Consider the following 11,938-nt stretch of genomic DNA (forward strand, 5'->3'; position numbering starts at 1 on the left):
CCGGGATAACGCACGAACCGTTTTTGATGCGCCCGGGGTTATCAAGAATCGGCGCACATCGGATAATGAGGTTACCCACAGTCTTATCCACATGCTTTCGTGAATAACTAAGGTGTACGTTTCTTCCGCCTCGCTTAGAATGTCGGCTTTACCGGCGTGAATGGGCAGTAATCCGGTGAAATAAAAGCGCTCGACGGTATGGAACAGGAGCTGCGAAGATGAAATGTATGATCTGGACGACGAACGAGTAGGGCTGGTTGGTTCGTCCGAATTTTGAGACGGTGGTAGATAAGATAGGATTCGCCGGTCGGACTAGCCGGCGATCGAGCCAGCAGCGGCTTTGGCAAAACGGAGCGGGGTCTGACGTTTTTGCCGGTATTCAAAGTTGCTGCCGAACATCAGATAAGCATCAAGAAAGACGAAGCGAACGACTATGAGCGAAGGCGTATACGGAGAGCAGGCCACAGGGCGGGTGACCCACGGCTTGCTGCGGTTGAGCACGGCGATGCGCAGCCAGGCATGGGAATGGGCCGAAGGGGCGGGACTCACGCCAACCCAGGGTGAGATTCTCGTGCTGTTGATGCAGCGGCGCGGACCAATGCGGCTTGGCGAAATCGCGCGGGAAACGGCGCTGACCGCCGCGACCACCAGCGACGCTGTCAGCACGCTGGAAAGCAAGGGTCTGGTCGAAAAGCGCCGCGCTATAGACGACGGCCGCGCGCTTGCCGTGCGCCTGACTGCGCGCGGAAGGACAGCCGCCAAAAAGGCGCTGGTCTGGCCGGAATTCCTGACGAAGGCGGTTGGCACGCTGAAGGCCGACGAGCAAACGCAGTTGTACAGGAGCTTGCTCAAGACCATTCGACAACTCGAAGTCGTGCAGCAGATTCCGCCGCATCGCATGTGCCTGAGCTGTACGCACCTCGAAGCAAGCAAGAACGTCAAGAAAACGCCACATCACTGCAATCTGCTGAACATCGACATGGGCGACACCGACTTGCGTCTTGATTGTTCGGTATACGAAGAAGGTGATCTGGCCAAGCAGAAGAAGAACTGGAAGATTTTCGCGCAGATCGCGTGATGGTTTCTGACCGGGCTTCCCGGTTTTAGACTTGACTGGTTTGAAAAGACGGCTCTGCGTGAGTCGTCTTTTGTCATTTTTGCTTTCCGCCTGAGCGCGAAGCTTTCAAGTCTCGGTTAGACTATTTTGAAGCGCCTGATCGAAGCACTCAATGCTCGATCTGGCGTTTGCGTGCGTGCGCCGCCTGGCCGCGCCCGTCTTTATCCTGCTTGCTGGCTTATCCTGGATGACCGCTGATGAAACGTGAAGTCCTGGCGATACGCCACGTCCATTTCGAAGATCTCGGTAGCCTGGAGCTGGTGCTGGGGGATCGTGGACAACTGGTGCGTTACCTTGATGTCGGCCGGGCCCGCATTGAAGCGCCGGATCCGCTCGATACCTCGTTGATGGTCGTGCTTGGCGGTCCCATTGGCGCTTACGACGACGCGCTTTTTCCCCATCTGAATCCCTTGCTCGCGATGCTTGAAAAGCGCATTGAGGCGGGCTTGCCTACGATTGGCATTTGCCTGGGTGCGCAATTGATTGCTCGTGCGCTGGGCGCTCGCGTTTATCCGGCGGCGCAAAAAGAGCTGGGTTGGAAGCCGCTCACATTGACCGATGCCGGGCGTGCGTCCGCGTTGCGGCATCTTGAGGTGGATGGCAAATCCACGCCCGTTCTTCACTGGCACGGCGATACCTTCGACCTTCCTGCGGGCGCGACGCTGCTGGCATCGACTGATGTTTGTGCGAACCAGGCATTCAGTTGGGGCGGCCATGTTCTTGGCCTGCAATGTCATCCCGAGGTATTGGTCGACCGGTTCGAAAGCTGGCTTGTCGCGTATCCGGGCGAAGTGGCGGAAAGTGGCGGCGACGTGGTCACCTTGCGCGCGGAGACGGCGCGCCATGGTCCTGCGCTTGAGCGTGCGGCGCGCAAGATGTTTGGCGAATGGCTCGATGGCGTTGAGCCTTCCAAATGAAGCGGGAGCATTGACCCATGAATCTTGTTATCGATGCTGTGCTTGCTGGCGACATTGCGCCGCTTGGCACGCGGGGCAAGCGCAGTGCGATTCGCAAGACGGCGCTTGCGGCGCGTGTCCATGTGGGGGAAACGGGGCTTGAAGGTGATCGTCAGTATGAGCGCAAGCACCATGGTGGCCCGGAGAAGGCGCTGCACCATTACAGCCGCGATCACTACGCCGCATGGCGTGATGAATGGCCGGAACTGTCGGCGGGATTGGAGCGTTTTGACGCGCCGGGTGCTTTCGGAGAAAACATCTCGACGAAGGGCCTGAATGAAGCTGATGTGTGTGTTGGGGATGTGTATCGGCTTGGCACGGTGATTGTGCAGGTATCGCAGCCGCGCCAGCCGTGCTGGAAGCTCAACTTGCATTTTTCCCGCGATGACATGTCAAGGCGTGTACAGGATACGCGCCGCACGGGCTGGTATTACCGGGTGCTGGAGCCGGGAGAAGTAGCTGCTGGTGACGTTATGGAAAGGTTGGCGCGGCCGCATGCTGAATGGAGTATTGAGCGTTTGTTGCGGGTGTTCTACGTCGACCGTGATGATGGTGTGGCGCTGGAAGAGATGGCGGCGCTTGAGGCACTGACGCCGTCTTGGCGCGCCACGGCGGCGAAGCGTCTGGAGAGTGGCAAGACGGAATCCTGGGCGATGAGACTTAACACGCCATCCGGCGCGATATAAAAGAAAAGCATTCAAGAAAGGCAACGCGAAGAGACTAGCGATTTCCAATTTAGCTGCCACGGACACTGGCGGCGAAGCGTGTGGGTATCTGTGGCCGGAGGGGGAGGGTTTCAACTGTCTGTGGTTTTACGCTGAGCGTTCTTTTGAAGTCCCAAGCAGATGGAATGCGCGCTTGGTCCACATAAGAATTAGCGGTTGAAAGGCGTTTTCTTTGCTTCATTTCTTTTCGCAAAAACCAACCCTCATCAAGCACCAGCGCGACCCCTTGTGCATGGAAAAAACCGAAGTGCTATTCTAAACCGCGAAATCCGCCGTCCATTTCACGCCGTCCATTCCACATCGGATCTCCCATGAGTGCACTATTCTCCCCATTCACGCTGCGGAGCGTAACGCTTCCGAACCGCATTGTTGTATCGCCGATGTGCCAGTACTCTGCGGAACGTGGAGAAGCAACGGCATGGCACATGATCCACTTGGGAAGCTTGGCGCTATCCGGCGCTGGCATGCTGTGCCTGGAAGCCACGTCGGTGGAACCGGAAGGCCGCATCACCCCGGGCGACCTGGGCCTGTGGGACGACGTAACAGAAGCGGCCTTGAAACCAGTAATCGATGCCATCCGCAAGCATTCGCACATCGCGATCACGATGCAACTCGGCCACGCTGGCCGCAAGGCATCGAGCGCGGCGCCATGGGACGGCGGCCAGTTGATTCCAGTATCCGAGGGCGGCTGGATGCCATTCGCGCCATCGGCAATTCCGCACAAGGAAGGTGAAACGCCGCCGCTGGCGCTCGATTCAGCCGGCCTCATCCGCATTCGCGACGCTTTCGTGGCAACGGCAAAACGCGCCGCGCGCCTGGGCCTGGACGCGCTCGAAGTACACGCCGCGCACGGCTACCTGCTGCATCAGTTTCTCTCGCCGCTCGCAAACCAGCGCACCGACGAATACGGCGGTTCGCTCGAAAACCGCATGCGTTTTCCGCTCGAAGTGTTCGACGCCGTGCGTGCCGCTTTCCCCGCCGATAAACCCGTAGGCCTGCGTGTATCGGCGTCGGATTGGGTCGAGGGCGGCTGGGATCTGGAGCAGACCATTGTGTTCGTGAAGGAATTGCAGAAGCACGACGTGGACTGGATCGATGTATCGTCGGGTGGCGTTTCGCCTTTGCAGCAGATTCCGCTGTCGCCGGGTTATCAACTGCCGTTTGCCAAGGCGATCAAGGAAGCAACGGGCGTGAACACCATGGGCGTTGGCTTGATCACGGACCCGCAGCACGCTGAAGAGATCATCGAGTCGGGGCAGGCCGATCTTGTCGCGCTTGCCCGCGCGCTGCTCTACAATCCGCGCTGGCCGTGGCACGCGGCGGCTCAACTGGGCGCAACGGTGGAAGCGCCGCCGCAATACTGGCGCTCGCAGCCGCGCGACCAGAAGGCGCTATTCGGCGATATTTCCTTCGGCCAACGATAAAACCACAGCACGCCAAGCAACGGAATTAAAGGAGCGGTTGAACTCGTGCGCGCCTAGCGTGTACGATGCCGATGTTCACCTGCCGACACGCAACCAGGCGTTCAACAAATCGGCAGGGAAGGAAGCCAAGCAACGCGGCGCCTCGCATCAGGCCGCCGCGTTTTTTTAATCCACGTTCCGGTTCATCACCGTTCGCGTGAAGCCGGTTCGGGGCGAAGTTGGAAGCGTCTTGCTAAGCCAAACCGATTCGTTTTAAAGGATTCAGTCGATGAGTTCACGGAGGGTCGCTGTCCGCCGTTCGGGCATACACGGCAAGGGCGTGTTCGCCGCTGTGCCACTCGCCAAGGGCGAGCTGATTATCGAGTACAAGGGCGAACGCATTTCGTGGAAAGAGGCATTGCGCCGTCATCCACACAACCCGGACGAGCCGAATCACACGTTTTATTTCGCGCTTGAAAACGGGAAGGTGATCGACGGCAAGGTCGATGGCAACAGCGCGCGCTACATCAATCACTCGTGCGCGCCGAATTGCGAAGCCGAAGAGAAGGAAGGGCGCGTATTCATTCACGCGCTGCGTGCGATCAAGGAAGATGAAGAGCTGTACTACGACTACGGTCTCGTCATCGACGGTCGCATCACCAAGAAGCTGAAGAAGGAATACGAGTGCCGCTGTGGCGCCAAGAAGTGCCGTGGCACCATGCTGGCGCTGAAGAAGTAAGCGGGCGACCCTGTTGCATGCTGTTCATGCTGTTGTATGCGAAAGCGCCACGGCTTGACCGCCGTGGCTTTTTTATGCAGGCGCGGGCTTCAAGGGCATGCGCACGATAAACCGCGCGCCGCCTTCCGGGGCCGGGGCGTCTTCATAGTGCACGCTGCCGTCGTGCAGCACCATGATGTCGTGGACGATGGCAAGACCGAGTCCTGCGCCGCCTTCCACGCCGTGGCCGTCGCCACGAAAGAAGCGCTTGAAGAGATCCGGCTGCTGTTCCGGCGACACGCCCGGGCCGTTGTCTTCCACCACTATTTCGCCGAACCGCTGGCCTTTAGCGTCGGTCGTTTGCGTCACGGTGAGCGTCACGCGCGCGCCTTCCACGCGAGAAGTGGGGACGTATTTCAACGCGTTATCGATCAGATTGGCGATCACTTCGCGCACCAGCACGAGATTGCCACGCACGATCAGCGGATATTCGTTTTCAGGATCGTCAAGACGCTGGAAGCCCATGTCCACATGCGCGTTGAGCGCGCGCGGCACCCATTCCGCGCCGGTTTCGAACGCGAGCGCCGCGTAGTCGAAATCGGTAAAACGCGCGGCCTGTTCACCCGGCTCGGCGCGCGCGAGCGACAGCAATTGATTCGACAAACGCACGGCGCGATCCGCCGATGCCCGCAGTTCCTTCACCGCTTCCAGCACCTTCGCTGGATCCTTCGCGCTCGCGGCCTGTTCGGCGTGCAGCTTCACGGCGGTCAAGGGTGTACGCAGTTGGTGCGCGGCGTCAGCGATGAATTTGCGCTGTGCATCCAGCGCTGTCTTCAGGCGATCGAGCAGGCCGTTCATGGCGCTCGTCAGCGGACGGATTTCGATGGGCACGAACGATTCGTCGACTGGTTCCAGCGATGTATGCGTCTGCCGGTTGAGTGTATCGGCGAGATCGGTCAATGGATTGAGCTGCTGGTTGACCACGCGCCAGACGATTACCCAGCCCGCCAGCAGCAGGAGCAGCAGCGGCATCATGATCGCGACCATGAATTCGACGGCGATCCGGTATCGAGAGCCCACGCGCTGCGCCACTTCGACCACGATAGGATTGCCGTGTGTCTGGTCCACGCGCACCTGCGCCGCGCGTACGCTCGTGCCCTGATAGGTTGTTTCGAAAACGTAGGCGTAGTGAATCCGCCGCACGTTCGTGCCAGTCAGCGGCAGATCGGTCTCGCCGGCGATTTCGTTTTCACCGTCGCTGATCCGGTAGATCAACTGTTCCACCGGGTCGGAAAACATCGCGCGGGCTAGCGGCGGAACGGTCAGAGGGGCGTCGACGCCAGCAAGCTGAATCTGCTTGGAGATGGCGGTGGCGAGATCGGCAAGCGAACGGTCGACCACGTGCTGCGTGTATTGCCACGCAAGCCAATAGGCCATCAGGCCGCTCATCAGCGCAAGCAGGGACAGCGGCGCCGCAAGACGGCGCAGCAGCGAGCGCCGCAGGCTTGGCGGCTGGCTCGAAGACGTTGTTTTCGACTGCGCCAGATGCAGCCAGTCGGCGCGGTCGAAACGTTCGTCGGCGGTGCGCCGCGGAGGGAATCGCAAGGTACTGAGTCTTTACTCGTCGGGCGGGTGGGCCACGGACAAACCGCTTACGCGGCTGGCCGGATTTCCTGCAGCAAATACCCGAAGCCACGTACCGTCACGATTTCCACGCGGCAGTTTTCGAGCTTCTTGCGAACCCGGTGCACGTAGACTTCAATGGCGGTATCGCCGAGATCGCCGCCAAAGTGCGTGAGGTGATCCTGCAATTGCGCCTTGCTGACCACGCGGCCATGGCGCAGCAGCAGCATTTCCAGCACGGCGAATTCGCGCGGCGACAGTTCGAGCGGTTTTTCATCGTTGAAAATGCGGCGATCCACGCCCGACAAACGCAAACCACCCAGCGATACTTCCGGACGCGGCACGTCGCCATGCGGGCCGCTACGGCGCATCACAGCGCGAATACGCGCTTCGAGTTCCGCGGGTTCGAACGGCTTGAGCATATAGTCGTCGGCGCCGCTGTTCAGGCCCTGAACGCGGTCATGCAACTCGTCGCGCGCGGTGAGGATGATCACGGGCGTGTGACGATTGCCTTGGCGAAAACGCGACAACAGCGTCATGCCGTCGATACCCGGCAAGCCGAGATCGAGAATCACCAGTTCATGACGGTTTTGCGTGAGCGCTTGCTCCGCGAAAATGCCGTCGTGAACCATATCGACGGTAAAACCGGCTTGTTCGAGACTGCTTTGAATGCCGCGTGCGATAGGGCGGTCATCTTCAATCAGAAGGATTCGCATGGAAGTCGCTCTTATACGATATGGGTTAGGCTCGATTGCACGCTGCGGCTGCCAGCCGGAAATCGCACGTGTTGCATACCGCGGCGGCGTCCGGGGCAGGTCAGCAATCCTTTCTTATTACGCCAAATGCTGCATTGCACATTGCCTTGCAGCGGTTTATTGCGGCTCGACACTCGCCAGTTCCCATTTGCGTCGAATTGGCCGCATCGGGTTTTTGTTGCGCTTCCAGGCTTTTTCAGTTTGAATGCGCCGCCAAAACCGCATGCGTGGTGATTGTACAGGGTCGCCCTGTACCGCCAACGAAGTGACGTAACCGAGGGCGCAGCGTTGCAGTTAAAGCTTACACATCGATCAGGAATCAACTTTCCATATGTAAGGATAAGTCGATTCAGGCTTGCATATCACTTTGTTTTTGCTTTCGAATGACGGTGTGACATGTCTTTTAGCCGTGGTTATTGCGGTTTTTGGATGTCATCGTTTGTAATACGAAGGTTACGGATTCATGGCGGATCGATTGACTTTATTGTGATGGTTATGCGAGTCCCGGATCTTTTCTCCTTCGCAATGTCGGGCCTGGCGACGCATTATCTTGCGTCCGGGCACGGTAAGCTTGCGTCCTTTCAGATCTAACGCAGGCTTTCCCATGATCGATCTCGATCACTTCGATCTCGCGCTACTCGACGTTCTGCAGCGCTCCGGCCGCGCCACGCATCAGCAACTGGCCGAGGAAGTGCCGTTGTCGCCGTCCCAGATCGGGCGGCGGCTTCAGCGGCTGGAGGCGACTGGCGTGATCGATGGATACCGTGTGGTGCTGCGTCCGGAAAAGCTCGGACTCGGCGTGACCGCGTTTACGAGCCTGAAGCTCAAGCATCACGGCGATACGGTCATCGACCAGTTCCAGCAGCAGATCGAGACATTGCCGGAAGTGCTGGAATGCCACGCGACCGTGGGCGACGCCGATTATTTGCTGCGCATTGTCGCGCCCGACCTGAACGCGCTTTCCACGTTCGTCATGAAAAAACTGATGCGTGTGCCCGGCGTGGACAGCGTGCGTTCGAACATCGTGTTGACTACGTTCAAGCGCAATGGACCGTTGCCGCTCGGGCATCTTGCGCCGAAAGATATCGACTAAAAGGAATCAGGCCGGTTCGCTGAGCAAATCGACGTACGCAACCGGCACCAGATCCGCGCTCGATACACCCAGCTTCGCGAATAATTCCTCGGCTTCCTTCTCGCCGCCTTCTTCGTCGTCGTCCTGGCCGAGCAGCACTTCCAGTTCGATAAAATCGCCGAGTCCGTCAACCCGATCCAGATGCACGCGCGTGCGCCCGACAATATAAACATGGCGCTCCTTGTTGACGATCCCGCGCGTGTTCAGCGCCTGCGCGAGCAGCGCGTGCATGGCTTCCGGGTTCGTCACCGGGCTGCGCGAGTAATACGAAACCTTCGGACCGTCGCGGTCATCGCGCTGATAGAAGATCAGTTCGGCGGGCGTGTTGTCATCGAATTGACGCAATTTGAGGCGGCCGTTCGGCACGTCGTAGAAAAAATCCTGCTGGCGATAGATCATCGGCGGTTCAGTGGCGAGCGCAGCCGCGCGCGCGAGAAGCTGGTCGAACTGATGCGCGCGAGCCTTGATTTCAATGTTGCGTGCCATGTTTGCGTATTCCTGTTGACGTGGGCGCGAGAGGCGCGACCCTCAGACTAACAAAGTTTGGCGGCCGCGAGTCTTCTTCGCCGTTACGTCGCCCACTGGTCTTCGATCAGACGTAACGCCGCAGCAATGCTCGGCTCCTCGCGGCGCTCCGCTAACACGATGAACGACAACTGCGTCGGCACCGTGACGCCTTCCACGATAGTGAGCGCATGCGCGTGCGCTTCCGCAAGCGCAATGGAATCGCGCACGAGCGTGAGACCCACGCCCGATTTGACGAGATCGAGCATGGACGGCTCCTGATCCACTTCAGCGACCTTGACGGGCTGAACGCCGTGGGCGTTGAAGAGACGGGTCAGCAGACGGTTATGCGCCGATTCCGCTGGCGTCCAGATCCAGGGCAGACGGGCAAGCGCGACCCAGTCGGGCGTGCCGGTCTTCGGATGTGTCGTCCGGTTGACGCGATCCTTCCATCCGGCCGGCGCGAGCACGCGATACAGATAAGGCTTGAGCTGTACGACATGAAATCGATGCGCATCGCGGGGTTCATCGATTGCCGGATCGCCGATGTAGAACCCGACATCCAGGTCGCGCGCTTTCAGGCGCTCCAGCACCCAGCCCGACATGCCGTGCCTGAGCGCGGTTTCAACGCGCGGATACGTCTCCACCAGCGCGCGCAAGAACCCGCCCAGCCGGAGAAATTCGGGATCGAGGATCGTACCTATGGTCAGCCGCCCGCTGATTTCGTGCCGCAGCGCGGCGGCGACGCGCCGCACTTCGCTCGCGGCGTTGAGCGCGCGCTCCGCGTGTGGCAGCAGCGCTTCGCCGTCGCGCGTGATGATGAGTCCGTGCGACGTCCGCACAAACAGCGTCACGCCAAGCGCTTCCTGCAGGTTCTTGATCTGCAGGCTGACAGCGGGCTGCGTTACATGCAGTTGCAACGCGGCTCGCGTGAGATTGCCCTCGCGGGCGACGGTTATAAAGGCACGGAGAAGAGTGAGGTCCATGCCTGATATTAACGTGGCTTATAAAGCTATTGAAGATATCTGATTGGATTGCTGCGGTGCGACCGCAGTAGGGTGTGCAGAAAGTACGGTTCAAAACTTGGATGAACGGCCCCATATCGAGCCGTGCAGGAGGCGAAAATGAAACAGGACGCGCGTAAGCTCGAGGGCGAATTCGACTACATCATCGTGGGCGCGGGGACGGCGGGGTGCGTGCTTGCCAACCGCCTGACCGAAGACGCCGATGTAAATGTCCTTCTGCTGGAAGCGGGAGGCCGGGATAACTATCACTGGATCCACGTGCCGGTCGGTTATTTGTATTGCATCGGCAATCCGCGCACGGACTGGCTGTACAAGACGCAGGCGGAACCGGGACTCGACGGCCGCTCGCTTTCCTATCCGCGTGGCCGCGTGCTGGGCGGTTGTTCATCGATCAACGGCATGATCTACATGCGCGGCCAGCGTGAAGACTATGACGACTGGGCCGCCATCACCGGCGACCGCGATTGGTCGTGGGATTCGGTGCTGCCCGTATTCAAGCGCAGCGAAGACCATCATGGTGGCGCGAACCAATGGCACGGAACGGGCGGCGAATGGCGCGTCGAAAAGCAGCGGCTCAAATGGAAAGTGCTGGAGACATTTGCGGAAGCTGCGCAACAGACGGGTCTTCCCGCAACCGACGATTTCAATCGCGGCGACAACACAGGCGTGGGTTATTTCGACGTCAACCAGCGCAGCGGGATTCGCTGGAATGCAGCGAAGGCCTTCTTGCGGCCCGCGATAAAACGCACCAATCTCACCATCATTACGGGTGCCCATACGCAGCGGCTGGTCATGGAAGGCAAGCGCTGCGTTGGCGTGGAATATCGAGGCGGCGATACGGACTATCTTGCGCGCGCCCGTTGCGAAGTGATCGTCAGCGCGGGCGCTGTGAACTCGCCGCAGTTGCTGGAACTGTCCGGCATTGGCAATGGTGCGCGGCTGCAGAAAATGGGTATCGATGTGATTCAGGATCTGCGTGGTGTAGGCGAGAATCTGCAGGATCATCTACAACTTAGGATGGCTTATAAAGTACGCGGCGTGCGTACGCTCAACACGCTCTCGGCGAAGTGGTGGGGCAAGGCATGGATCGGCTTGCAGTATGCGGTCATGCGCAGCGGACCCATGTCGATGGCGCCGTCGCAACTGGGCGCGTTCGCCAGGTCGAATCCCGACGACCCAAGCATTACCCGGCCGGACGTCGAGTATCACGTGCAGCCGTTATCGCTGGACCGGTTCGGCGAGCCGCTTCACGCATTCAACGCGTTCACGGCTTCGGTATGTCCGTTGCGGCCTACGTCGCGTGGAAGCGTTCACATTGCGTCGCCGGATGCGAGCGTCGCCCCGCTTATTGCGCCCAATTATTTGTCGACGGATCGCGACCGTGAAGTTGCCGTCAACGCTTTGCGCCTGACTCGGCGCATCGTGGCCGCGCCCGCGCTCGCGAAATATTCACCGGAAGAGATCTTGCCCGGCACATCGTTTCAAACCGACGCCGAACTCGCGGTCGCTGCGGGAAAAATAGGAACGACCATTTTTCATCCGGTCGGCACGTGCCGCATGGGGACGGATAACGATCCCGCCGCCGTTGTAGATAGCCGGTTGCGCGTAATCGGCGTCGACGGATTACGCGTGGTCGACGCGTCTGCCATGCCGACCATTACTTCGGGCAATACGAATTCACCGACCTTGATGATCGCGGAAAGGGCAAGCGAGATGATTCGCGCGGACCGGCGGTTCCTGGGTTTGCGCGCGCGAACGGTGGTATCGAGTATTGCGTGAATTGTTTAGCGTCCTGCTGCAATACATAAAAGCATTCATTAAAGAGCCTGGCTACATAAACCAATAAAACAAAGCGCCAAACTAAGTGCAAATCCCGATGATTGCGCTGCATCATTGGCGCGACAATACCCCGTACGTCTTTGATGCGCCGCATGTCTGCACGAGCGTTGTGCGGCACGCAAAAAGTGCAGCAGATGCAAG

General features: G+C 59.4%; 11 protein-coding genes. 7 read left to right on the forward strand and 4 right to left on the reverse strand.

Features of this window, described 5'->3' with window-relative positions:
- Positions 1-433 precede the first annotated feature (433 nt).
- The 5 genes from AWB64_RS05525 (at position 434) to AWB64_RS05545 (ending at position 4,940) form a co-directional block, all read left to right on the forward strand.
- Positions 434-1,078: a MarR family winged helix-turn-helix transcriptional regulator gene (locus tag AWB64_RS05525; RefSeq protein WP_060817585.1), complete on the forward strand. Its 645-nt coding sequence runs from the start codon at positions 434-436 to the stop codon at positions 1,076-1,078.
- Positions 1,079-1,314: 236 nt separating this feature from the next.
- Positions 1,315-2,034, forward strand: coding sequence for a glutamine amidotransferase (locus tag AWB64_RS05530; RefSeq protein ID WP_060817586.1), 720 nt, complete (start codon positions 1,315-1,317; stop codon positions 2,032-2,034).
- Between the two features lie 17 nt (positions 2,035-2,051).
- Entirely contained in the window at positions 2,052-2,759 is a 708-nt protein-coding gene (locus AWB64_RS05535; RefSeq protein ID WP_060817587.1) for an MOSC domain-containing protein, read from the forward strand.
- A gap of 350 nt (positions 2,760-3,109) precedes the next feature.
- Positions 3,110-4,222 (forward strand): NADH:flavin oxidoreductase/NADH oxidase, encoded by a 1,113-nt coding sequence (locus AWB64_RS05540; RefSeq protein ID WP_060817588.1) that lies wholly within the window; start codon positions 3,110-3,112, stop codon positions 4,220-4,222.
- A 268-nt stretch (positions 4,223-4,490) separates the two neighbouring features.
- Positions 4,491-4,940: an SET domain-containing protein gene (locus AWB64_RS05545; RefSeq protein ID WP_060817589.1), complete on the forward strand. Its 450-nt coding sequence runs from the start codon at positions 4,491-4,493 to the stop codon at positions 4,938-4,940.
- 72 nt (positions 4,941-5,012) lie between these two features.
- On the opposite strand, the gene AWB64_RS05550 is transcribed toward AWB64_RS05545, so the two are convergent.
- Complete coding sequence (locus AWB64_RS05550; RefSeq protein WP_060817792.1) at positions 5,013-6,464, reverse strand: sensor histidine kinase; 1,452 nt, start codon at positions 6,462-6,464, stop codon at positions 5,013-5,015.
- A gap of 107 nt (positions 6,465-6,571) precedes the next feature.
- Positions 6,572-7,258, reverse strand: coding sequence for a response regulator transcription factor (locus AWB64_RS05555; RefSeq protein WP_056356328.1), 687 nt, complete (start codon positions 7,256-7,258; stop codon positions 6,572-6,574).
- A gap of 643 nt (positions 7,259-7,901) precedes the next feature.
- Between AWB64_RS05555 and AWB64_RS05560 the strand changes: the two genes are divergently transcribed.
- Positions 7,902-8,390, forward strand: coding sequence for an Lrp/AsnC family transcriptional regulator (locus AWB64_RS05560; RefSeq protein ID WP_060817590.1), 489 nt, complete (start codon positions 7,902-7,904; stop codon positions 8,388-8,390).
- Positions 8,391-8,396: 6 nt separating this feature from the next.
- Here the strand turns inward: AWB64_RS05560 and AWB64_RS05565 are convergent, their stop codons facing one another.
- The gene (locus AWB64_RS05565; protein ID WP_060817591.1) at positions 8,397-8,915 is read right to left on the reverse strand and encodes a class IV adenylate cyclase; all 519 of its coding nucleotides are present in this window, start codon (positions 8,913-8,915) and stop codon (positions 8,397-8,399) included.
- A gap of 83 nt (positions 8,916-8,998) precedes the next feature.
- On the reverse strand, positions 8,999-9,919 hold the full coding sequence (locus tag AWB64_RS05570; RefSeq protein ID WP_060817592.1) for a LysR family transcriptional regulator: 921 nt from the start codon (positions 9,917-9,919) through the stop codon (positions 8,999-9,001).
- A gap of 138 nt (positions 9,920-10,057) precedes the next feature.
- Here AWB64_RS05570 and AWB64_RS05575 point away from each other — a divergent pair, with 138 nt between their 5' ends.
- The gene (locus AWB64_RS05575) at positions 10,058-11,737 is read left to right on the forward strand and encodes a GMC family oxidoreductase (protein WP_060817593.1); all 1,680 of its coding nucleotides are present in this window, start codon (positions 10,058-10,060) and stop codon (positions 11,735-11,737) included.
- Positions 11,738-11,938: the final 201 nt, after the last annotated feature.

This window comes from Caballeronia sordidicola (assembly GCF_001544455.2).
Classification (GTDB): Bacteria; Pseudomonadota; Gammaproteobacteria; order Burkholderiales; family Burkholderiaceae; genus Caballeronia; species Caballeronia sordidicola.